Raw genomic sequence first — 21,722 nt, forward strand, 5'->3', positions numbered from 1 at the left:
ATCATTTAGTTAGTATCAAAAAGCTGTCAATTTTGGCAGCTTTTTTTATCGTGTAACCACGGTAATTATAAAATAAATATGAAGTTGACATTGATCACATTAACCTTGAAAAAACATTGGGATAATTAATATAACGAATAAGTAAAAATGGCCACGGTGTCGTTACAAGGATGAAACAATAATGGGATTGGATATTCCCAGCAATTATCGCCTTATTGGTGCGACGAAGTTACTCGCCGTACTCGTGGTAATCGGTCTGATTCAACATATTGAGACATTGGTGCATGCGTTAAGGTACGATTTACTGGGTATGGTGCCTGTGATTGTTACTTTATTAGTATTGATCTCTGGCGTGGTTGCTTGTGTTGGCTTATTTAGAGGTGAAAAGTGGGGATTTATTCCTCTTTATTTTTATATTCCCGCAGTAACATTATTTTTGCAATTTAGTCTAATTCCTTTCATTCCTAATGTTTTTCCTGCTAAATATCATGATATTGCTATTATGGTAATCAATGGCTTGGTATTACTGTATTCCGTGTTGCTGCTTTTGCGGCGAATGGAAACTAATTACATTCAAGAATATTAAATGTGATTAAATTACTGCATTGAATCTGTGATAATAACCCTAATTTAATCAAGTCGGTGATCAGTATTGCGATCCCGAACTTCTGCTCAGCAAAGGATGATGACAATGAAAAAAATTGAAGCCATTATTAAGCCATTTAAACTTGATGATGTTCGTGAAGCGTTAGCTGAAGTGGGTATCACGGGCATGACAGTGTCGGAAGTCAAAGGATTTGGTCGACAAAAAGGCCATACCGAGCTTTATCGTGGTGCTGAATACATGGTCGATTTTTTACCTAAAGTGAAAATCGAAATTGTAGTGACTGATGAAGTTGCAGAACAATGTATCGACACCATTGTAGAAACCGCTCAAACCGGCAAGATTGGCGATGGTAAAATCTTCATGTTTGATATTGAGCGTGTGGTACGTATTCGTACCGGCGAAGAAGATGAAGATGCTATTTAATTTGTGATGGTAAATCATGATGAAACATTAAGAGGAGTTGCAATTATGCAGCTCCTTTTTTATGGCTTCATTTTATGTTAATAAATAGCTGTCGAAGCATGAAGTCAGTCTAGTAATCGATTTTTTTTACAACAAAGAAAAGCACATTTAGGACTTTCTGATTTAGATCAATTTATGTAAGATAGTCAGCAGATAAAAAGTAAAACGAAAACGTTTGCGTCTACGTGGCGTCTAGGTTTGTGGATTTTCGTTTTTTACTTAAAATAGGATAAAACTTAGCTGAGTCAGGAGATACAGATGTTAAAGCGCGATATGAACATTGCTGATTATGATGCGGAACTATTTGCAGCTATTCAGGAAGAAACAGCCCGTCAGGAAGAACACATCGAGTTGATTGCTTCTGAAAACTACACTAGCCCGCGTGTAATGGAAGCACAAGGTTCTCAGCTGACAAATAAATATGCTGAAGGTTACCCTGGTAAGCGTTACTACGGTGGTTGTGAGTTTGTTGATAAAGCAGAACAACTTGCTATTGATCGTGCTTGTCAGTTATTTGGTGCTGAGTATGCAAACGTTCAGCCGCACTCAGGCTCTCAAGCAAATAATGCGGTTTACATGGCGTTATTGAATGCTGGCGATACAGTATTAGGTATGAGCTTGGCACATGGCGGTCACTTAACTCACGGCTCACCAGTAAACTTCTCTGGTAAGTTATACAACATCATTCCTTACGGTATTGATGAAAGTGGTCAAATTGACTACCAAGAAATGGAAGCATTGGCGTTAGAGCATAAACCAAAAATGATCATTGGTGGTTTTTCTGCTTATTCTCAAGTTGTTGACTGGGAAAAAATGCGTGAAATTGCTGACAAAGTAGGTGCATATTTATTCGTTGATATGGCTCACGTAGCAGGTTTGATTGCCGCTGGTGTTTATCCTAACCCAGTCCCTCATGCGCATGTTGTTACCACGACTACCCATAAAACATTGGCTGGCCCTCGTGGTGGTTTGATTCTATCCAATGAAGGTGAAGAGCTTTACAAAAAGCTCAACTCTGCAGTATTCCCTGGCGGTCAAGGTGGCCCATTAATGCATGTTATCGCAGCGAAAGCGGTAGCGTTTAAAGAAGCCATGGAACCTGAGTTTAAAGTTTACCAAGCGAATGTGGTTGTCAACGCCAAAGCCATGGTTGAAGAGTTTATCAAACGTGGTTACAAGATCGTTTCTGGTAGCACTGAAAACCACTTATTCCTCGTCGATTTAATTGATAAAGGCATTACAGGTAAAGAAGCGGATGCCGCACTGGGTGCAGCAAACATTACTGTAAACAAAAATAGCGTTCCGAATGACCCGCGTAGCCCGTTTGTAACTTCTGGTATTCGCGTTGGTACGCCTTCTATTACTCGCCGTGGTTTTAATGCTGATGACGCACGTCAACTAGCTGGTTGGATGTGTGATGTGTTGGATAACGTTAATGACACTGCTGTGATTGAAGCCACTAAAGTGAAAGTGCTTGAAATCTGTAAGCGTCTTCCTGTATACGCATAATTGAGTCGATAACAGCGTAATTGAAGCGCTGTTATAATAGTTGTGATGAGGCTTGCCTATTTCTAGGTGAGCCTTTTTTATTTTTTAAATAAAGTAAATCGACCATTATTAATGATAATTGTTACTTTTAAGCCGATTTATTAGAAAAAAGGGGGTGATAGTCTTATTAAAGCGATGAAATGGGTTACACTGAGTCGATTGAATGTAGGAGGCTAAATGCATTGTCCTTTTTGCGGTGCAAATGACACCAAAGTAATCGATTCTCGATTGGTTGCCGATGGCCACCAAGTACGCCGACGCCGCCAATGTTTAGCGTGTAATGAGCGTTATACTACGTTTGAAACGGCAGAGCTTGTGATGCCTCGCGTAGTGAAGACCAATGGTAACCGTGATCCGTTTAATGAAGAAAAATTACGCGGCGGTATTCAGCGAGCATTAGAGAAACGTCCCGTAAGTACTGATGATATTGAACGGGCAATTAATAGTATTAAATCTTGTCTTCGAGCGACAGGTGAGCGTGAAGTGCCTTCGGAGATGATTGGTAATTTAGTGATGGAAGCGTTAAAAGAATTGGATAAAGTTGCTTATATCCGGTTTGCTTCTGTTTATCGTAGTTTTGAAGATATTCGTGAGTTTGGTGAGGAAATTGCCAAATTAGAACGTTAACACTCAGCATCGTTAAGACTAACAATAATGACACACACTGATCAAAAAATGATGTCGCGAGCCATAGCGCTTGCCAAGCTTGGCCGTTATACCACCGCCCCTAATCCAAATGTTGGCTGTGTGATAGTAAATGGCAACGACATCGTCGGTGAGGGATATCATTATCAGGCAGGACAGCCTCATGCTGAAGTGTTTGCATTACGGCAGGCACAGCAGCGCGCCCAAGGGGCAACGGTGTATGTGACTTTAGAGCCGTGCTGCCATTACGGGCGAACTCCAGCTTGTGCTGAAGCGTTAATTAATGCCAACGTTGCACGGGTTGTTTGTGCGATGGTCGATCCTAATCCCGCCGTTTCAGGGCGTGGTATTGCGATGTTACAAGCGGCAGGTATCGATGTTGAAGTTGGTGTACTCGCAGCGGAAGCTCAAGCACTGAATCCTGGCTTTATTAAGCAAATGACTCTACAAATGCCATATGTTGAATTAAAGCTTGCTGCGAGTTTAGATGGTCGAACAGCATTAGCAAATGGCGTCAGCAAGTGGATCACAGGTCCTAAAGCTCGCGCTGATGTGCAACATTTTCGTGCGCAGGCAGGTGCGATTTTATCAACCAGTGCTACCGTAATAGCTGATGATCCATCGCTTAATGTACGTTGGAGTGAATTAGACCAAGCTGTTCAACACGCTTATCCTCAAGCGGCATTACGTCAACCCATACGGGTTATCATTGACAGTCAGAATCGACTCACACCTGATTATCAACTTTTCCACCTGCCTGGTGAGACTATCTTAGCTCGCACGTCTATCGGCACCGAAGCATGGCCTGATTCTGTTCAGCAATGGCAACTTCCAACTCAAACTAACAGTCATCAGCTTGACTTAGTGGCATTAATGTCGCGCTTGGCGCAATACGGCATTAATCATATTTGGGTCGAAGCTGGTGCACGTTTAGCTGGCGCATTATTGCAACAGCAGTTAGTGGATAAATTGATTTTATATCAAGCGCCTAAATTAATGGGTAGCGACAGTCGTGGTCTAATTGATATTAGCGGACTGACAACGATGGCACAAACGCCGTTGTTAACTATTACTGATGTTTGTATGATTGATTGTGATATTCGTATAATGGCAACCGTACAAAATAATAAATAAAATAGTGAAATTAAGGGCTGAGCATGTTCACTGGAATTATAGAAGCTGTCGGTAAAATATCTGCACTAACACCTAAAGGTGCTGATGTTGCTGTTACCGTTGATTCAGGAACCTTAGATTTAACGGACGTTAAGTTAGGCGATAGTATTGCCACCAATGGTGTATGCCTTACCGTGGTTAAATTAACGGGTAAAGGTTATGTCGCTGATCTTTCGTTAGAAACACTTAACCGCACCGCATTTGCGAATTACAAAGCCGGCCAAGTGGTTAATTTAGAAAAAGCCATGTTAGCGACCACCCGTTTTGGTGGCCATATGGTGTCTGGTCACGTTGATGCTGTGGCTGAAGTGATTGAGCGCCAGCATGTGGGGCGTGCGATTGAGTTTTGGATCAAAGTACCGCCACAGCTCGCAAAATATATTTCAGAGAAAGGTTCGGTGGCGGTTGATGGCATTAGCTTGACAGTAAATGCTGTGCGTGGTGATGAATTTAAATTAACTATCGTGCCACACACTGCTGCTGAAACCACCATGGCTGACTTTAGTGTTGGTCGTAAAATTAACCTTGAGGTTGATGTTATCGCGCGTTACCTTGAACGATTGATGCTTGGTGATAAAGCCGCAGAAAAACAACCTCAAGTGACAATGGATTTATTGGCGAGAACAGGGTTTCTCGGTTAAGCATTGCTTTATGGGTAATAAAGCAACATAACAATAAGGGTAGTATTATGGCTTTAAGTAGTGCAAAAGAAATCATTGATGATATTCGCCAAGGTAAAATGGTTATTTTGATGGATGATGAAGATCGCGAAAATGAAGGCGATCTGATCATAGCATCAGAAAAAATCACCCCAGAAGCGATTAACTTTATGGCCATGTATGGCCGTGGTTTAATTTGCTTAACCTTAAGCAAGGCACGTTGTCAGAAATTGGGCCTACCATTGATGGTTCAAGATAATACTGAACAATTTGGCACGCCGTTTACTATTTCTATTGAAGCAGCAACAGGTGTAACGACCGGTATTTCAGCTGCTGATCGTTCTCGTACCGTACAAGCTGCAGTTGCGGCCGATGCGACTTCTGCTGATATTGTGATGCCTGGTCATATCTTTCCATTGATGGCACAAGAAGGTGGCGTACTTACTCGTGCTGGTCATACTGAAGCTGGTTGTGATATTGCCCGTTTAGCAGGCCTTGAACCATCAAGTGTAATTGTTGAGATTCTTAACGAAGATGGCACCATGGCACGTCGCCCTCAATTAGAAATTTTTGCTGAAAAGCACGGCTTAAAGCTGGGTACTATTGCCGATCTTATTGAGTACCGTAATCACCATGAAACTACCATTGAGCGTGTTGGTGAGTGTAAGCTCAATACTGAATTTGGTGAGTTTGATATGATCACTTACCGCGATAAAATTGATGATCAAATTCATTACGCGCTATGTAAAGGTGATATTGAAGCGAATGCATCGACATTGGTGCGAGTGCATTTACAAGATACCTTTAAAGATATTTTACAATCAGGTGCAACGCAGTGGACATTGCCTGCAGCAATGCAACGTATCAGTGCTGAAAATGGCGTACTGGTGGTATTGAGCAAGCAAGATTCAACGGATAGTATTATTAATAAAGTTAAAAATATTGCCGCTGAAAATGAAGGTCGTCCACAAGTGAAGGTCAGTCCATATAATCCTTCACGTCAAGTGGGTGTCGGTTCTCAAATCTTATCAGATCTTGGTATTGGTAAGATGCGCCTATTATCATCAAGCACGCAACGCTACCATTCACTGTCTGGGTTTGGTCTTGAAGTGGTTGAATATATTTGCGAATAACAAACGATTGATCATGCGCTTATTGGTTGGTTCATCAACGAATACGCAATAAATAGTAACAAATCCTCTGAAACCGACGGATGTGGATAGCAGACATATCGTAAAGTGTGTTAGACTCCCGCGGTTTCTCAAACCGGAAAGACATAGTCACAGGAAGGCCCATGAAGGTAATTGAAGGCGCCATCGCGGCACCAAACGCAAAAATTGCTATCGTAATTGCACGCTTTAATAGCTTTATTAACGAAAGTTTACTTTCAGGTGCATTAGATGCGCTGAAACGTCAAGGCCAGGTTAGTGAAGATAATATCACTGTTGTTCGTTGCCCTGGTGCTTATGAATTACCGCTTGTTGCCCAGCAAGTTGCGAAGAGTGATCGCTATGATGCTATCGTAGCATTAGGCTCAGTTATTCGTGGTGGTACACCTCATTTTGACTATGTTGCTGGTGAGTGTAACAAGGGTCTAGCACAAGTTGCACTAGAGTATAATACTCCAGTTGCTTTTGGTGTGTTGACTGTTGATTCTATAGAACAAGCCATTGAGCGTGCCGGTACCAAGGCTGGTAATAAAGGGGCAGAGGCTGCACTAAGCGCGCTCGAAATGGTAAATGTCCTGTCCCAAATCGAATCCTAATGGGGGTTACTGTGAAACCAGCCGCGCGTCGTAATGCACGTCAATTTGCTGTACAAGCTGTTTACTCTTGGCAACTTACCAAAGGTAATGTTGCTGATATTGAGCAATATTTCCTTTCAGGCGATAAGTTTGAAGAAGAAGAACATCAAACTGATGCGCCTGCATGTAAAGCGCCAGACACTGATGTTGCTTATTTCCGCGATTTATTTGCAGGTGTTGTATTAAGCCATCAAGAACTTGATAGCAAAATGCGCCCATACTTGTCTCGTCCTCTTCAGGATCTAGACCAGATGGAACTTGCTCTACTTCGTCTTGCAATGTACGAAATGGTTAAGCGTGAAGACGTACCATTTAAAGTTGTGATCAACGAAGCAATCGAATTAGCGAAACTCTTCGGTGCCGAAGATAGCCACAAATTCGTCAATGGTGTGTTAGATAAAGCTGCACCATCTCTACGTAAAAAAGATAAGTAATTTTTTATTGCGTTGAGTACGATGAAAGAAGTCAGCTTATTAGCTGGCTTTTTTTTATTGAGGAAAAAGAGAACTATGGCAAAAAATGAATTTGATATCATTAAACATTATTTCGCTCAGCAGCAATTGCAACGTGATGATGTTGCTTTAGCGATTGGTGATGATTGTGCACTCGTGAATGTAGCTGCTGATTATTCTGTCGCAGTGAGTACCGATTCACTGGTTGCTGGTACCCATTTTTTAGCTGACGCTGATCCAGCAGCGGTTGCTTATAAAGCGTTGGCGTCTAATTTAAGTGATTTAGCTGCAATGGGCGCAACCCCAGCATGGGTGTCATTGGCGTTAACATTGCCCACTATTGATGAAGCGTGGTTAGCCCCTTTTTGCCATAGTTTTTTTGAGCTTGCCAATCAATATAATATTCAATTAATTGGTGGCGACACCACCAAGGGGCCATTGAGTATTACTTTGACCGTGCAAGGCTTGGTGCCACGCGGTCAAGCATTAACCCGCAGTGGTGCTCAAGTTGAGGATGATGTCTATGTCACCGGTTACCTTGGTGATAGTGCTGCAGGATTAGCCTTGATATTAGGCCAACAAGATTGTGATGCTCATTTAGCAGCAACCCTTATAGAGCGGCATTTTAAAGCGTCACCTCGAGTCAGTGTTGGTGAGGCTTTACGCGGTATTGCTTCGGCAGCTTTAGATATTTCTGATGGTGTGGTCGCTGACGTAAAACATATTGCAGAGCGATCAGACATCGCCATTGAAATTGAGGTCGAGCAATTACCATTATCTGCTGAATTATTAGCATTTTGTAAAGGTGATCGCCAACAAGCACAGCAGCTGGCATTATCCAGTGGTGAAGAGTATGAGCTATGTTTTACTGCCCCAGCAGCTAATCGAGATGCATTAAAAGCCGCTTTAGCGCATACTAATGTTAAATATAGTTGTATTGGTAAAGTAAAGGCAGGTAGCGGCTTGTCATTATTACAATTCGGTAAACCACTGACATGGCAACTGTTTGGTTGGGATCATTTTGTTGTTAAAGATAACTAAGGTATTCGCGTGAGCACTAATCCAAAAGATTTATTAAAAATGAACAATCCTTGGCACTTATTAGCCACAGGTTTTGGTAGTGGTTTGGCTAAATATATTCCCGGCACCATGGGAACACTCGCAGCTATTCCTTTATACCTTATCCTTGCCCAATTACCTTTTGGTTGGTACTTAGTGGCAGTATTGGTTGCTGCGATTATCGGGATCCGTATTTGTCATATAACCTCAACTGATATGAAAGTGCATGACCACGGCAGCATCGTGTGGGATGAATTTGTCGGTTTTTGGATCACCATGGCCGTTGCGCCAACGGTATCTTGGCAATGGATCTTAGCCGGCTTTATTTTATTCCGCTTTTTTGACATGCTAAAGCCATGGCCGATCAGCTGGTTGGATAAACATGTTGAAGGTGGCTTTGGTATTATGATTGATGATGTGCTAGCTGGATTTATGGCAATGATATCATTGTGGTTCGTTGGTTACTGGTTGGGTTTTTAAGCCCTCTTTACGGTTAATCAGTCAATAAAAAAGCCATGAATCGGTTATTATTCATGGCTTTTTTTATATCTTTATTAATGATAATAACGACTAATTAGTGGTTATTTAGCAAGATATTCAACAATTTGCTTCTCAATACCTGGACCATCGATTTCTAGCATACGGTGAAGTTCAGCTTGAGTGCCTTGTTCAATGAAACGATCAGGTAGACCAATCGTTAACACTGGTTTAATGCATTTCTGTTGCATTAGGAACTCAATCACGCCACTACCAGCACCGCCAGCAATCGCATTTTCTTCAACGGTGACGAGCACATCATGATTAGCGGCTAATTCAAGAATTAATGCTTCATCAAGTGGCTTTACAAACCGCATGTCAGCAACAGTAGCATTTAAATTTTCAGCGGCATCTAAGCTATAACCTAGCATGGCACCAAAGTTTAAAATAGCCACTTTTTCACCTTGGCGACGGACGATGCCCTTACCAATTTCAAGGGCTGTCATGGTGGTTTCAACCTCAGTTCCAAGACCACAACCGCGCGGGTAACGTACCGCTGTCGGACCTTGATGCTGATGACCTGTATAGAGCATTTGGCGACATTCATTTTCGTCGCTTGGTGCCATAATTACCATATTAGGAATACAGCGCATAAAGCTAATATCAAATGCACCTTGGTGAGTTTGACCATCGGCACCGACTAACCCAGCGCGATCAATAGCAAACATCACCGGTAAATCCATAATCGCAACATCATGGATTAACTGGTCATAGCCACGTTGTAAAAAGGTCGAGTAAATCGCCACAATTGGGTGATAGCCACCAATTGCCATACCGCTTGCTAAGGTAACAGCATGTTGCTCAGCGATTGCGACATCAAAATACTGGTCTGGGTATTCTTTTGAAAAGCGTACCATGCCAGAGCCTTCGCGCATTGCTGGTGTGATAGCCATCAGTTTGTCATCAACGGCAGCCATATCACACAGCCAATCGCCAAAGATTTTAGAAAACGTTGGACTAGCATTTTTAGCTTTAGGCAGTGGTTTTTCACTTAGATCAAATTTAGGTACCGCATGGTAATTAATTGGATCTGCTTCAGCTGGCGCATAGCCTTTGCCTTTTTTAGTCATGATATGTAGAAATTGCGGCCCTTTAAGGTGACGCATATTCTTAAGTGTTTTCACTAACTCATCAATATCATGACCATCAATTGGGCCGATATAATTAAAACCAAGCTCTTCAAACATGGTGCTTGGAACAACCATACCTTTAATATGTTCTTCTGCACGTTTAACGATTTCTTTAATCGGCGGCGCATTAGACAGGACTTTTTTACCCCCTTCGCGAATGGATGCGTAAAAGTTCCCTGCCAGTAAGTGGGCTAAGTGATTACTTAAACCACCGACATTTTCAGAAATTGACATCTCGTTATCATTAAGGATGACTAACATATCACTGTGTATATCACCGGCATGGTTCATGGCTTCAAACGCCATACCTGCGGTAATTGCACCATCGCCAATAACACTGACAACTTTACGGCCTAACGCTTCTTTTTCAGCAGCAATCGCCATACCTAAACCGGCACTGATTGACGTCGATGAATGACCGACAGATAGCACATCGTATTCACTTTCGCCACGCCAAGGAAAAGGATGCAACCCGTCTTTTTGGCGAATGGTTGACATTTGATCGCGACGGCCCGTTAGGATTTTATGCGGGTAAGCCTGATGACCAACATCCCAGATCACATGATCAAACGGAGTATTATAGACATAGTGAAGCGCAACGGTCAGTTCGACTGTACCGAGTCCGGAGGCAAAATGGCCGCTGGTTTGGCTTACCGTCTTGAGTAAATAAGTACGTAACTCATCACAGACTTGAGGCAGACTTTCAGCGGGCAATAATCGTAATTCATCTGGCGTATTTGCTAATGCGAGATGCGGGTATTTTGAGATATCCAAAGTCATAACTGTTCGGCGCTTTTACTGATTTTAGTTATTGCGCTCGATAACATATCGGGCAAAAACTTCCAATTGATAGGTATTGTAAGGTATCGCTGCTAACGCTTGTAGCGCCTCTTGATAAAGTTGTTGCGCTTTTTGTTGTGCGCCTTCTAGCCCAAGTAGTGCGGGGTAGGTACTTTTATCAAGCTCAATATCTGAGCCTTGAGGTTTGCCTAACGTTTCAGTGTCGCTGATTACATCTAAAATGTCATCTTGAACTTGAAATGCAAGGCCTATAGCGTCGGCATACTTATCTAGCTGAGGCAGAACTTGACGTCCTTTATCGCCAGCAGCTAGTGCACCTAGGCGAACGGCACAACGGATCAATGCGCCTGTTTTGTGTTTATGTATTAATTCTAGTTGCTCAAGCCCAACATGTTGACCTTCAGCTTCTAAATCGAGCGCTTGTCCAAGACACATGCCAGCAGCACCAGAAGCTTGTGCTAATTCACTGACCATCGCGATACGTTGTTGATGTCCTTCTGGACTCAATCGGCCTTGGGCAATAATTTCAAAGGCTAATGTTTGCAGAGCATCGCCGGCTAAAATAGCCATCGCTTCATCAAACGCAATATGGCAAGTTGGTTGACCACGGCGTAATGCATCGTCATCCATTGCAGGTAAATCATCATGAATTAATGAATACGCATGAATACATTCAACTGCTGCTGCCGCGGTGTCGAGATCATCATAATCAACCCCAAGCATTTCGCCAGTCACGTAAGTCAGGTAAGGACGCGCGCGCTTTCCGCCCAGCAGAGTACCATGCTTCATTGCTTTTAGCAGGGTTTGGTCTGAAAAAGGTTGTTTTGCTAACCAATCCATGAGGCATTGGTTATTGCGTTGTTGCAGCGTTTTTAACGTCTGCGGTAGCGATGCACTATTCGTCATGGTTTGGCTCAAAGTCTGTTAGTGGTGCATTATCATCAGCACGTAATAAAATTTCTACTCGCTGTTCTGCTTGAGTTAACTTTAACTGACTGTTACGAGCTAATGAAATACCACGCTCAAATTTCTTTAGCGCATCTTCTAATGGAATATCACCCGATTCTAGTTCATTGACAATGGCATCTAGCTCATCAAGTGCGGCTTCGAATGCCATATTCTCTGGTTTTTTTGCTGCCATATCATTTTCACTCTTATCTAAGTGCAAGAAAAATAACGTAGTGACTATCTAAGGTCAAATTATGTCACAGTAATCTGTGCCACAGACAGTAGTTTTCATCGTTGAAAGCAATAAAAATCACTCAAAAGTGGTAATAAAACCCTCAATGAAACCTAATCATGGCCGATAAAGAGTTAGCTTGCAGTAGATAGCACTATGGTTTTTATCCTATAGCTCGCAAAGTTAATTTTATAAGGCGGTATGGTACTGCTGTTTGATGAACTCTCACTATTATCCTTATAAATTCTTGTTATATGTTAATTAGCTGTCAGATCGTTAAGGTAATAATTAACCATGACAGTGAAGGAGATTCAGCGTGGATTTGGCAACACTTATTGGGTTATTAGGTGCATTTGCTTTTATTTTGATGGCAATGTTAGTCGGTGGTGATTTGGTGATGTTTGCCGATACCTCGTCGGTATTTATCGTTATTGGTGGCAGCTTATTTGTTGTGTTGATGAAATACAATGTCAGTCAGTTTTTTGGGGCTGCGAAAGTGGCGGCAAAAGCGTTTATATTTAAGACTGATAAACCCGATGATCTTATTGCTCAGATTGTCACTATGGCTGATTCTGCCCGCAAAGGGGGGTTTTTAGCTTTAGAAGAAATGGAAGTAGAGAATCCGTTTTTACGCAAAGGTATTGATTTGCTGGTTGACGGTCATGATGCCGATACGGTGCGAATGATATTACGTAAAGATATTGCGTTAACCAATGAGCGCCATGAACAGGGTGCAAGCATATTTTCATCACTTGGTGATGTCGCACCGGCAATGGGAATGATCGGTACTCTAATTGGCTTGGTGGCGATGCTGTCAAATATGGATGATCCTAAATCGATAGGGCCTGCAATGGCAGTAGCGTTGTTAACTACGTTATATGGTTCGATTTTGGCGAATATGGTGGCGTTACCGATTGCTGATAAATTGATGTTACGTAAAAACGAAGAGCGCTTGAACCGATTACTGATTCTTGATGGTGTATTAGCTATTCAAGAGGGACAAAATCCGCGCGTGATTGATAGTTATTTAAAGAACTATCTGCACGAGAAAAAGCGTCGATTGAACTTTGATGAATAAGAGCTAAGCATGGATTCTTTACCTCCACCACACAAAAAAGGCTCTCCACCATGGATGGCAACATTTGCCGATCTGGCGACACTATTAATGTGTTTTTTTGTATTGTTGTTATCATTTTCTGAAATGGATGTGCTGAAATTCAAACAAATTGCAGGATCAATGAAATATGCGTTTGGGGTTCAAAATGTATTGGATGTTAACGATATACCTAAAGGCACCAGTGTTATTGCGCAAGAATTTCGTCCGGGTCGTCCAGAGCCAACGCCGATTGAAGTGATCATGCAGCAAACAATTGATATTACGAAACGTTCATTAGATTTTCATGATGGGGTTGCTGAGCGTGAAGGCGGTTCACGTCAAGATAGCATCGTATTAGATGGCGGTATTAATGATAATACTGCGACCAAACAGCCTCAGCCGCAACAGACTCAAGCTCAACAACAAGCCGCACAAGTATTAACCCAAGCTTTGGCGCGAGAAATCACCGATAACACGGTCGAGGTTGAATCATTTGGTCAACAACTGGTAATTCGAATTAAAGAAAAAGGTGCTTTCCCTGAAGGTTCGGCTTTTTTGCAACCAAAATTTATTCCTCTTATTCAGCAGGTTACTGAGTTAGTTAACGATGTTCCCGGTATTATTCGTATTAGTGGACATACTGATAACCAAGCGTTAGATTCTGAACTCTATCGTTCTAATTGGGATATATCATCTCAACGTGCGGTTTCTGTAGCTCAAGCAATGGAGCAAGTAAAAGGCTTTGATCGTAAGCGGATGCGAGTGGTTGGCATGGCTGATACTGCCCCAATTGCCGATAATAAAACCGCCGCAGGGCGGAGTCGTAATCGACGGGTTGAAATTTCAATTGTTCAAGGTAAGCCTCATTACTCTGAAGAAATTAGCACTGATGAACAATAATCGTTGAATTTTTAATGGCTATATTTGCTGGTTACAAAGATTGTGACTAAGGTAAATCAATATAAATACCAATAATAATGGTGTGACTCGATAAGATAAGTGCTGCTGTTATCATATCCTTGTTTCAGTGACAGAGACCTTGCTGTATAATTCGCGCCTTTAATTCCGTTTGGTACTTTATTCTGTTTGGTACTTTAGACCCAGTGAAGCGAAGTGTGTTATGAAATTTATAGTTAAACCACATCCAGAGATTTTTGTTAAAAGTGATTCAGTACGTAAGCGTTTTATCAAAATTCTTGAATCTAACCTGCGCATTATTTTAAAGCGTCAGTCTGAGTCTGTTAGTGTTTACAATCGCCGCTTCTCATTAGAAGTGAACGAACCTGATGAAACTAAACGTGACATGGTGCTTGCTGCTCTAACGCAAACCCCTGGTATTCACCACACACTTGAAGTTCAGCAGACGGAATTTACAGATCTTCATAATATCTTTGAGCAAACTCTTGCACTTGTGGGTGAGAGCCTTGAAGGTAAGACATTCTGTGTACGCGCTAAACGTGTTGGCCAACATGATTTTACTTCAATTGAAGCTGAACGTTATGTCGGCGGCGGTCTTAATCAAGCAATTGAATCTGCAAAAGTAAGACTGAAAAAGCCTGATGTTACGGTTAATATCGAGATTGAGCATAATTTGCTTAACCAAGTATTATTCCGCCATAAAGGCTTAGGTGGCTTCCCTCTAGGAACACAAGAAGACGTATTAAGCCTTATTTCAGGTGGTTTTGACTCTGGCGTTTCAAGCTATCTGCATATTAAACGCGGCAGTAAAGTACATTACTGTTTCTTTAATCTTGGTGGTCCTGTACATGAGATCGGTGTTAAGCAAGTTGCTCACTTCTTATGGCAAAAATACGGTTCATCTGCCAAAGTTAAATTTATCGCGGTTGATTTTGATCCCGTTGTAGGTGAGATCTTAGAAAAAGTCGATGATGGCCAAATGGGTGTGATCCTAAAACGTATGTTTATGCGTGCTGCGGGTCGTATTGCTGATAAATTTGGTATTCAAGCATTAGTGACAGGTGAGGCGTTAGGCCAAGTTTCTAGCCAAACACTGACTAACCTGCGCATGATTGATAACGTGACTGATTCGTTAATTCTGCGTCCGCTAATTAACTGGGATAAAGAAGACATTATCGATTTATCTCGCCAGATTGGTACTGAAGATTTTGCGGCAACAATGCCTGAATTCTGTGGTGTGATCTCAAAGAGCCCGACCGTTAAAGCTGTAAAATCAAAGCTTGAGATTGAAGAAGCGAAGTTTGATTTTACTATTCTGGATCGCGTTATAGACGAGGCACGAGTGATGGATATTCGTGAAATCGAAAAGCAGAGCCAAGAACAAGCGCCTGAAGTTGAACTGGTTGAACAAATCTCAACGGATGCTATTGTGCTTGATATTCGTAGCCCAGATGAAGAAGATGAAAACCCACTTGAGTTAGATGGCGTAGAAGTGAAGCATATTCCATTCTATAAGCTAGCGACTCAGTTTGGCGACTTACCAAAAGAAAAGACTTACTTACTTTACTGTGCACACGGTGTGATGAGTCGTTTACAAGCCTTATACTTGAAAGAGAATGGCTTTGACAACGTGAAAGTCTATCGCCCACGCTAATTTAAGCAAACGAGTAGTGCTATTGTTTTAAGCGACACTAAGCTATTCGCTGCACTAAAAAAGCCCTCAATATGATGATTTCAATTGAGGGCTTTTTTTATGTCGGCTTTATTTTAAAACTGACGTTAGCGCTCAGGCATGACGTCGTAATGCATGTTTGGCCATACCACCATTGATTCAGCAATCGTGGCTGTTGTGGCTTTGTTAGTCAGTTGGGTAACAATATCTAATGCAAATTCTTGGGCTGTACCTGGGCCTTGGCTGGTCAATAATCGAGCTTGTTTGTCATACACCACCCGCTTAGGACGTAATTGTGCCGCTGGAATTTGGTGATGAAAAGCAGGATGACAAGTCATCAATGCGTTAGGGAACATATCATTAGCAGCAAACATAATCGCAGGCGTAGCACAAATAGCGGCGATTAATTTACCGTCATAGTGGTGCTGTTTAACAAACTCGACCACCAATGGGCTATCACGAAAATGTTCAGCGCCCGCAACGCCACCGGGTAATACCACTGCATCAAATTGTTCATCGGCAATAGCGATCAATGCGGTATCTGCCACCAACTTAATGCCGCGAGAACCATCAACAATTAATGCGCCGTCTTCAGCAGCGCTGGCAACCGTTACATCAAATTGAGCCCGTTTTAAAATAGCGATAGTGTTGATTGCTTCCATTTCTTCTGTGCCGGGAGCAATACAAACGACGATACGAGGACATAATTCATTCATGGTCTTGTGACTCCATGTGTTTAATCGCCAGCCACAATTGTTTATTGACTGGAGTGTCAATGTGATGGCGTTGAGCTTGTTGGACTAAATAACCGTTAATATAATCGATTTCGGTTAAGCGGTGATGGAAAATATCACGATTCATTGAGGAATAATTAGCAGAGGTTGCAGCAATAACGCTATCGACTTGGTGCCGTAATTGTTGTGACGTCGTACTAACGCCTTCAGCAATCATAACTTGGGCAACTTCTATGCAAATAGCGTCAAGTTGGGCTTGATAACAGCTTTGGGCTAAGTCACCGTTAGGGCATTGGTTAAGCGCTGTTAATGGGTTGATTGCACAATTAATAGCCAGTTTTTGCCACAGTGGTTGATAGATATTAGTATGCCATTGGCTAGGGGATAATGCACTGTTAAACATCTCTGCAATATGGGCTTGAGATTGGGCTTGCTGATTAATTGCACCCAGCCATGTTTGTCCTAATCCGGTATGGTGAATCGTTGTCGGGGTGGGTTTGAAAGCCGCTTGAGAAGTGGTGGCATAGATAATTGGATTATGGGGTAACAGCTGTTGAACTTGTTGCTGGCTACCAATGCCATTATGCATGATAACCACTACACAATTGGTATTTAAATAAGGCAATATAGGCGTCAGGGCGGCAGTAACTTGAAATGCTTTTACAGTAATGATAACCATGTCACTGGTAGTGAGAGCATGCGAGTCATTGCAACTAAAAGTGTAATCAGTAGTGAGTGTTGGTGAGTTTAATTCACTAAAATGCACCGTTGTTTCTGGCGTTGAATCTTTGGTCCATAATTGCACATTATGCTGCTGTTGGGTTAATTTTACCGCCCATAATGTGCCAATAGCACCAGCACCTACCAAGGTTATGTTCACAGTTGAATCCGTTATTAGCCTAATTTAGGACATCATAACATTGTGGTTAATTGCGACGATCAAAAAAGGCGCTAAGAGCGCCTTTTTATGGTGTTATAGCGTCAGCTTAGAATTTGTAAGATAGGCTGAAGTATTGTGAAACACCTGTTGATTTAAGACCCGCAGAGTCTTTAATACCGTATACATTGTAGTAAGCTTTTAGGCCGTAACCAACCGCATAGCGATCTGTATGCCATACAAGACCGTTGTACATTACACCACCATTACTTGCTGATGCGTATTCTTTTTTCATACCAAATTGGTAATCAAGGTAACCTTGGTAAGAGATGAAAGTGCCATTTTCAAAAGTATAAACAGGTTTGAACCAGTTAGTTGATACTTGGTAACCATTCCAATCTTTTTTGTTCATGTCATACAATGAGTAAACATTGAAGCCCATTTTACCTAACCATGGCATTTCAATGTCAGAACCTAGACCAACGAAGTAGTTATTAACGCCGCCGTTATTACCACCATAGTTAAATAGTGTCGCAACATACAATTCTTTTACAGGACCGAAAGATAAATCTTTACCAGTTAATGCATCAAGTGAAATACGTGGTGCAAATTTCATGAACATTTTATCTGGTGAAGATGCTTTATCGCTGCTATCAGAATTTGTTAGGTTAAATACATCAACGTAGCCATAAAGGTCAAAAATTCCTGAGCGACCGCCAAATTCCATTTCCAAGTAGTCGTGACCTGAATGTGCATCTGCAGGGCGAGGTAATTCTTTTAGCGCGTACATTAAGTTGAATTGCATCCACTTGAAATCATTTTTATGGATGTTGTCAGAGTAATCTGCTGCATTAGCTAACGAAGGTAGTGCTGTTGCTGCTAAAACGCTTAATGCTACTAGTGATTTGCGCATCTTGATATCTCGCTCATGTTGATCTAGATGGTGGGAGTTTGGCCGCCCCGTTTTGTTGGCGCTGATTCTAGTGTTTTATTTCACGTTTGGGAATGAAACGATTGCGCAATCCTTTGCTATTTGTGATCGCGATCTGATGTAATCGATTGCAGTGAGCGGTAAGTGTGATCTTGATCCATTAATGAATTACTAATCTGAACTTTATATTGCTTGAATAGACTAAGATTGCCGCAATATTAGACAGATTTTTTAGACAGGAATGAAAAGGAAGTTAGCAATTAGTCGCCAACTTCCTTAGAAGGTGTTTTATAAAATAGCAGTTAAGGCTGGTGGGTTGGAGTAGCAACAATATTCAGTGCAGAATTATTTGCTAACAGACGAATTAATATCAGTACCGGAATACCCATTAACGCGGTGGTGAAGAAAAACACATTATAGCCAAAGTGATCAATATAAACCCCAGAAAACCCAGCAATAAATTTAGGGAATAGCACCATTATCGAGCTAAAGAGTGCGTATTGAGTGGCAGAGAAAGCAACATTGGTTAAGCTTGACATAAAAGTAATAAATGCTGCTGTCGCAATGCCCGCGCCAAGGTTGTCTGCTGATATAACCACGGTTAGCATTTCGATATTATTACCAACATAGCTAAAGACGATAAACAGTAAATTGGTAATCGCTGACAATACCGCGCCAAGTGCTAATATTTTAAGGGTGCCAAATTTACTGACGAGAATTCCGCCTAGACCTGCGCCAGCAATGGTCATTATAACCCCGAAAATTTTTGAAACGGAAGCTACTTCATTTTTAGTGAAGCCCATATCGACGTAAAACACATTGGCCATCACGCCCATAACAATATCGGATATACGGTAACAGCTGATCAACAGTAATATAAGTAGTGCATTTTTACCGTAGCGTTGAAAGAAATCTCGAAACGGCATAATAACCGCAGTGTAAAACCATGCGCTTAAATTAGCGTAATGCTTGTTATAGCCTTTGCCGATAAGTTGCTGTTTATATTCTTTTTCAATGGTGTTTATAGCGCTATTATCAATGGTCGGTTCTTTGACGATAAGTGTTGTCACTACACCAATCAGCATCATTGCAGCCATAATGAAGTAGGCACTTTTCCAGCCACTAGGATCATAACCGGTGTCTGATCCAAACCATGCTGCAAAGGCTAATGCGCCAGCGCCCGCCATAATCATCGCTAATCGATAACCGGCTAAGTAAGTTGCCGATAACGCCGCTTGCATTCTTTCTGTTGCTAGTTCAATACGAAAAGCATCAATGACGATATCTTGAGTTGCAGAGGCAAAAGCGACCATGATGGCAAAAATGGCAAACTTGAATAAATCGGTTTGCGGATTACTTAATGCCATACCGCACAACGATAAAATAATCACAATTTGTGAAAATAACATCCAGCCACGGCGGCGACCAAATAAGCGTGAAAAAATCGGTAATGGAAACCGATCAACCAGAGGTGACCATGCCCATTTAAAGCCATAGGCTAAGGCGACCCAGCTAAAAAAGCCAATACTGGTTTTACTAACATCAGCCTCACGTAGCCAAAATGATAAGGTACCAAATACTAATAAGATCGGTAATCCGGATGAAAATCCAAGTGCTAACATGATCAAAGCTTTTGGATTGGCGTAAACGCGCCAGCCTTGTGGATGTTGTTGAGGTGTTGCTGTATCCATATCTTCCTCTGAAAACCAACTACCAATACCCATCGCTAGCGTACTGAATATTTGAGATTTTTTACTATAAAATTCAAGCTTAGCAGCTCTAAATAGGGGCTGCTATTAAAAACAATAATGTTAATATCGACGTGATGGTTATCAGACAAATTTTTTACTATTTAATTCTGTTTTATCGCAGATTTATATAAATAAATAACACTAGGGGCGACTTATCGCTGCTACGTTAGGGGATGGCCCTATATTGAGTAAATAACAACTGAGGCTGGCGACTTTATGGCGAATAAAACGATCGCCAAGTAATTGGTAATCACTAATCCCACTGACTGTTTGTACTAAAGACCAATAACTGGCTTCATAATGATTGGCTGGTAATAGGTTGTCGTGGGGAAGTAGCCACCATTGTGCGAGTTGATGATTAACTAAGTTTTGTAGCTGGGCGTAGGTAATATCACCATGGCTAGCTGCAATGGCTTTGAGTGCTAAAACGGGCGCATTATCGACAACAAATTGTTGCAAATATTGTTCTTGTTCTGATATCGCTGGACGATTATAAGCAAGTGTTAACATAGATGTCACCTGTAACGTGAGTGATTACGTACAGGTGACGTAACCACATTATTTAATGACTTTCATCGCTTCAATAATAATCGGCTGCTGTGGAATATCACTCATACCTGTGCGGGGATCTTTGGCTGTTGGTATCGTTGCCATTTTTTCTACCACAGGAAAGCCTTTTATTACCTTACCAAATACAGCATAGCCTGTTCGGCTACCTTGAGTATTTAAGAAATCATTATTTGCGAGGTTGATATAGAACTGGCGTGTGGCTGAATTTGGGTTTTGAGTACGTGCCATTGCAATAGTTGCAATATTATTTGGCAAGCCGTTATCCGCTTCGTTTTTAATCGGTGGATAGCTTGGACGTTGTTTTAAGGCTTGATCAAAGCCACCCCCTTGCGCCATAAAACCAGGAATAACGCGATGGAAAATAGTACCGACATAACTACCATCATCAACGTAGCGTAAAAAGTTTTTAGTAGTTATAGGGGCTTTGGCTTCATTTAATTCAATCGTAAATGGGCCTAAATTGGTGGTAACCAGTACTTTTGTGGCGGCGCTAACGGGTAATGCAACCAGTAAGCAAAGTGCTAATAAAAAACGTGACATTATACATTCTCCATAAGGTATTTATTTAATTCATTGTCATGGGCAATTTCATTAAGTACTGAATCCATGAGCTTATTCATGCTGATCGCAATATCACTATCAGACGCTTTTAATGCATCTTCACGGCTAGAACGGCCAGCGTAACGTTTAATAAACTGACCGTCAGGGGTATTGATAGTGAGCTGTAATTGTAACTCACTGTGCATATTGTATTTCACCAACCCTTGTTTAACGGTAACTAAGGCTTTTTCAACGGTAATCGCCATGGTTGATGTTGCGCTGTCAGTAATACTAAACCCTTGCCCTGCGAGTTGTTGCGCTAGAGCTTGGCGTAGTGTTGTTGAAACAGGCTCTTGGGGTTGAATTATTTGTACATTTTCAGTGCCACTATCAATCGCTGCAATATAACTGTTTGGTGCTTTATCTGCGCTGCTGAGGTTGATTGCTTTATGGTTTGCCCACGGTTGTGCGGTAAATACAGCTGTTGGCGTTAATGCCAATGGTGGTGGCGGTTGTGAAGCGGCACAAGCAGTGAGTATTAATGTTGATGCTAGAATAACGTATTTTTTAATCATA

Annotated in this window: 24 protein-coding genes; 14 read left to right on the forward strand and 10 right to left on the reverse strand. The window is 41.7% G+C overall.

The annotated features are described in order from the left end of the window. Positions 1-181: 181 nt before the first annotated feature. From G6R09_RS05860 to pgpA, 11 genes are all read left to right on the forward strand, one after another. Positions 182-586: a hypothetical protein gene (locus tag G6R09_RS05860; protein ID WP_163921189.1), complete on the forward strand. Its 405-nt coding sequence runs from the start codon at positions 182-184 to the stop codon at positions 584-586. Positions 587-691: 105 nt separating this feature from the next. Continuing rightward, positions 692-1,030, forward strand: a complete 339-nt coding sequence (gene glnB, locus G6R09_RS05865; protein ID WP_006646656.1) for a nitrogen regulatory protein P-II — start codon at positions 692-694, stop codon at positions 1,028-1,030. A gap of 297 nt (positions 1,031-1,327) precedes the next feature. Then, entirely contained in the window at positions 1,328-2,578 is a 1,251-nt protein-coding gene (gene glyA / locus G6R09_RS05870; RefSeq protein WP_065166549.1) for a serine hydroxymethyltransferase, read from the forward strand. A 216-nt stretch (positions 2,579-2,794) separates the two neighbouring features. Then, complete coding sequence (gene nrdR / locus G6R09_RS05875; RefSeq protein ID WP_045031203.1) at positions 2,795-3,244, forward strand: transcriptional regulator NrdR; 450 nt, start codon at positions 2,795-2,797, stop codon at positions 3,242-3,244. 27 nt (positions 3,245-3,271) lie between these two features. Continuing rightward, the gene (ribD, locus tag G6R09_RS05880; RefSeq protein ID WP_200813366.1) at positions 3,272-4,396 is read left to right on the forward strand and encodes a bifunctional diaminohydroxyphosphoribosylaminopyrimidine deaminase/5-amino-6-(5-phosphoribosylamino)uracil reductase RibD; all 1,125 of its coding nucleotides are present in this window, start codon (positions 3,272-3,274) and stop codon (positions 4,394-4,396) included. Positions 4,397-4,419: 23 nt separating this feature from the next. Further along, complete coding sequence (locus G6R09_RS05885) at positions 4,420-5,076, forward strand: riboflavin synthase (protein WP_060999461.1); 657 nt, start codon at positions 4,420-4,422, stop codon at positions 5,074-5,076. Between the two features lie 47 nt (positions 5,077-5,123). Continuing rightward, on the forward strand, positions 5,124-6,227 hold the full coding sequence (ribBA, locus tag G6R09_RS05890) for a bifunctional 3,4-dihydroxy-2-butanone-4-phosphate synthase/GTP cyclohydrolase II (protein ID WP_065176656.1): 1,104 nt from the start codon (positions 5,124-5,126) through the stop codon (positions 6,225-6,227). A gap of 161 nt (positions 6,228-6,388) precedes the next feature. Continuing rightward, complete coding sequence (gene ribE, locus G6R09_RS05895) at positions 6,389-6,859, forward strand: 6,7-dimethyl-8-ribityllumazine synthase (RefSeq protein WP_036795804.1); 471 nt, start codon at positions 6,389-6,391, stop codon at positions 6,857-6,859. Further along, positions 6,859-7,332, forward strand: coding sequence for a transcription antitermination factor NusB (nusB, locus tag G6R09_RS05900; RefSeq protein ID WP_065166546.1), 474 nt, complete (start codon positions 6,859-6,861; stop codon positions 7,330-7,332). The genes ribE and nusB overlap by 1 nt, the downstream gene beginning before the upstream one ends. Before the next feature lie 75 nt (positions 7,333-7,407). After that, entirely contained in the window at positions 7,408-8,391 is a 984-nt protein-coding gene (gene thiL / locus G6R09_RS05905) for a thiamine-phosphate kinase (RefSeq protein ID WP_163921192.1), read from the forward strand. 9 nt (positions 8,392-8,400) lie between these two features. Continuing rightward, complete coding sequence (gene pgpA, locus G6R09_RS05910) at positions 8,401-8,889, forward strand: phosphatidylglycerophosphatase A (protein WP_082732193.1); 489 nt, start codon at positions 8,401-8,403, stop codon at positions 8,887-8,889. Between the two features lie 101 nt (positions 8,890-8,990). Here pgpA and dxs read toward each other — a convergent pair whose 3' ends face one another. Genes dxs through xseB form a run of 3 tightly spaced genes read right to left on the reverse strand, consistent with a single transcriptional unit; the run spans position 8,991 to position 12,018 of the window. After that, entirely contained in the window at positions 8,991-10,856 is a 1,866-nt protein-coding gene (gene dxs / locus G6R09_RS05915; protein WP_065166544.1) for a 1-deoxy-D-xylulose-5-phosphate synthase, read from the reverse strand. Positions 10,857-10,880: 24 nt separating this feature from the next. Next, positions 10,881-11,783 carry a (2E,6E)-farnesyl diphosphate synthase gene (gene ispA, locus G6R09_RS05920; protein ID WP_065166543.1) on the reverse strand — a complete coding sequence of 301 codons (903 nt, stop codon included), beginning with the start codon at positions 11,781-11,783 and terminating at the stop codon, positions 10,881-10,883. Further along, positions 11,773-12,018 carry an exodeoxyribonuclease VII small subunit gene (gene xseB / locus G6R09_RS05925; RefSeq protein WP_060999473.1) on the reverse strand — a complete coding sequence of 82 codons (246 nt, stop codon included), beginning with the start codon at positions 12,016-12,018 and terminating at the stop codon, positions 11,773-11,775. The genes ispA and xseB overlap by 11 nt, the downstream gene beginning before the upstream one ends. 355 nt (positions 12,019-12,373) lie before the next feature. Here xseB and pomA point away from each other — a divergent pair, with 355 nt between their 5' ends. From pomA to thiI, 3 genes are all read left to right on the forward strand, one after another. After that, on the forward strand, positions 12,374-13,135 hold the full coding sequence (gene pomA, locus G6R09_RS05930) for a flagellar motor protein PomA (protein ID WP_065166542.1): 762 nt from the start codon (positions 12,374-12,376) through the stop codon (positions 13,133-13,135). Between the two features lie 9 nt (positions 13,136-13,144). Further along, positions 13,145-14,053, forward strand: a complete 909-nt coding sequence (locus G6R09_RS05935) for a flagellar motor protein MotB (RefSeq protein ID WP_163921194.1) — start codon at positions 13,145-13,147, stop codon at positions 14,051-14,053. A 220-nt stretch (positions 14,054-14,273) separates the two neighbouring features. Then, positions 14,274-15,725 carry a tRNA uracil 4-sulfurtransferase ThiI gene (gene thiI, locus G6R09_RS05940; RefSeq protein ID WP_065166540.1) on the forward strand — a complete coding sequence of 484 codons (1,452 nt, stop codon included), beginning with the start codon at positions 14,274-14,276 and terminating at the stop codon, positions 15,723-15,725. Between the two features lie 125 nt (positions 15,726-15,850). On the opposite strand, the gene G6R09_RS05945 is transcribed toward thiI, so the two are convergent. The 7 genes from G6R09_RS05945 to G6R09_RS05975 all read right to left on the reverse strand — a co-directional run bounded on the left by G6R09_RS05945 (position 15,851) and on the right by G6R09_RS05975 (position 21,721). Next, complete coding sequence (locus G6R09_RS05945) at positions 15,851-16,459, reverse strand: DJ-1 family glyoxalase III (RefSeq protein WP_065166539.1); 609 nt, start codon at positions 16,457-16,459, stop codon at positions 15,851-15,853. Further along, entirely contained in the window at positions 16,452-17,357 is a 906-nt protein-coding gene (gene panE, locus G6R09_RS05950; RefSeq protein WP_163921195.1) for a 2-dehydropantoate 2-reductase, read from the reverse strand. The genes G6R09_RS05945 and panE overlap by 8 nt, the downstream gene beginning before the upstream one ends. A 106-nt stretch (positions 17,358-17,463) precedes the next feature. Continuing rightward, positions 17,464-18,267: an outer membrane protein OmpK gene (locus G6R09_RS05955; protein ID WP_163921196.1), complete on the reverse strand. Its 804-nt coding sequence runs from the start codon at positions 18,265-18,267 to the stop codon at positions 17,464-17,466. 320 nt (positions 18,268-18,587) lie between these two features. Further along, on the reverse strand, positions 18,588-19,976 hold the full coding sequence (locus G6R09_RS05960; protein ID WP_163921197.1) for an MFS transporter: 1,389 nt from the start codon (positions 19,974-19,976) through the stop codon (positions 18,588-18,590). A gap of 201 nt (positions 19,977-20,177) precedes the next feature. After that, positions 20,178-20,546: a hypothetical protein gene (locus G6R09_RS05965; RefSeq protein ID WP_163921198.1), complete on the reverse strand. Its 369-nt coding sequence runs from the start codon at positions 20,544-20,546 to the stop codon at positions 20,178-20,180. A 48-nt stretch (positions 20,547-20,594) separates the two neighbouring features. Next, the gene (locus G6R09_RS05970) at positions 20,595-21,146 is read right to left on the reverse strand and encodes a peptidylprolyl isomerase (RefSeq protein WP_065166535.1); all 552 of its coding nucleotides are present in this window, start codon (positions 21,144-21,146) and stop codon (positions 20,595-20,597) included. Further along, positions 21,146-21,721 (reverse strand): YajG family lipoprotein, encoded by a 576-nt coding sequence (locus tag G6R09_RS05975; RefSeq protein ID WP_240345705.1) that lies wholly within the window; start codon positions 21,719-21,721, stop codon positions 21,146-21,148. Before G6R09_RS05975 ends, G6R09_RS05970 begins: the two co-directional genes overlap by 1 nt. Position 21,722: the final 1 nt, after the last annotated feature.

Source organism: Photobacterium sp. Alg240-V54, assembly GCF_900537155.1.
GTDB lineage: Bacteria > Pseudomonadota > Gammaproteobacteria > Enterobacterales > Vibrionaceae > Photobacterium.

Coding starts and splice junctions, on each gene's coding strand:
- G6R09_RS05970 (WP_065166535.1), bottom strand. CDS start 21,146: ATGTCACGTTTTTTATTAGCACTTTGCTTACTGGTTGCATTACCCGTT.
- nrdR (WP_045031203.1), top strand. CDS start 2,795: ATGCATTGTCCTTTTTGCGGTGCAAATGACACCAAAGTAATCGATTCT.
- xseB (WP_060999473.1), bottom strand. CDS start 12,018: ATGGCAGCAAAAAAACCAGAGAATATGGCATTCGAAGCCGCACTTGAT.
- thiI (WP_065166540.1), top strand. CDS start 14,274: ATGAAATTTATAGTTAAACCACATCCAGAGATTTTTGTTAAAAGTGAT.
- G6R09_RS05860 (WP_163921189.1), top strand. CDS start 182: ATGGGATTGGATATTCCCAGCAATTATCGCCTTATTGGTGCGACGAAG.
- G6R09_RS05955 (WP_163921196.1), bottom strand. CDS start 18,267: ATGCGCAAATCACTAGTAGCATTAAGCGTTTTAGCAGCAACAGCACTA.
- thiL (WP_163921192.1), top strand. CDS start 7,408: ATGGCAAAAAATGAATTTGATATCATTAAACATTATTTCGCTCAGCAG.
- glyA (WP_065166549.1), top strand. CDS start 1,328: ATGTTAAAGCGCGATATGAACATTGCTGATTATGATGCGGAACTATTT.
- G6R09_RS05960 (WP_163921197.1), bottom strand. CDS start 19,976: ATGGATACAGCAACACCTCAACAACATCCACAAGGCTGGCGCGTTTAC.
- ribBA (WP_065176656.1), top strand. CDS start 5,124: ATGGCTTTAAGTAGTGCAAAAGAAATCATTGATGATATTCGCCAAGGT.
- G6R09_RS05965 (WP_163921198.1), bottom strand. CDS start 20,546: ATGTTAACACTTGCTTATAATCGTCCAGCGATATCAGAACAAGAACAA.
- G6R09_RS05975 (WP_240345705.1), bottom strand. CDS start 21,721: ATGATTAAAAAATACGTTATTCTAGCATCAACATTAATACTCACTGCT.
- nusB (WP_065166546.1), top strand. CDS start 6,859: ATGGGGGTTACTGTGAAACCAGCCGCGCGTCGTAATGCACGTCAATTT.
- ribD (WP_200813366.1), top strand. CDS start 3,272: ATGACACACACTGATCAAAAAATGATGTCGCGAGCCATAGCGCTTGCC.
- G6R09_RS05945 (WP_065166539.1), bottom strand. CDS start 16,459: ATGAATGAATTATGTCCTCGTATCGTCGTTTGTATTGCTCCCGGCACA.
- ispA (WP_065166543.1), bottom strand. CDS start 11,783: ATGACGAATAGTGCATCGCTACCGCAGACGTTAAAAACGCTGCAACAA.
- G6R09_RS05935 (WP_163921194.1), top strand. CDS start 13,145: ATGGATTCTTTACCTCCACCACACAAAAAAGGCTCTCCACCATGGATG.
- G6R09_RS05885 (WP_060999461.1), top strand. CDS start 4,420: ATGTTCACTGGAATTATAGAAGCTGTCGGTAAAATATCTGCACTAACA.
- ribE (WP_036795804.1), top strand. CDS start 6,389: ATGAAGGTAATTGAAGGCGCCATCGCGGCACCAAACGCAAAAATTGCT.
- dxs (WP_065166544.1), bottom strand. CDS start 10,856: ATGACTTTGGATATCTCAAAATACCCGCATCTCGCATTAGCAAATACG.
- glnB (WP_006646656.1), top strand. CDS start 692: ATGAAAAAAATTGAAGCCATTATTAAGCCATTTAAACTTGATGATGTT.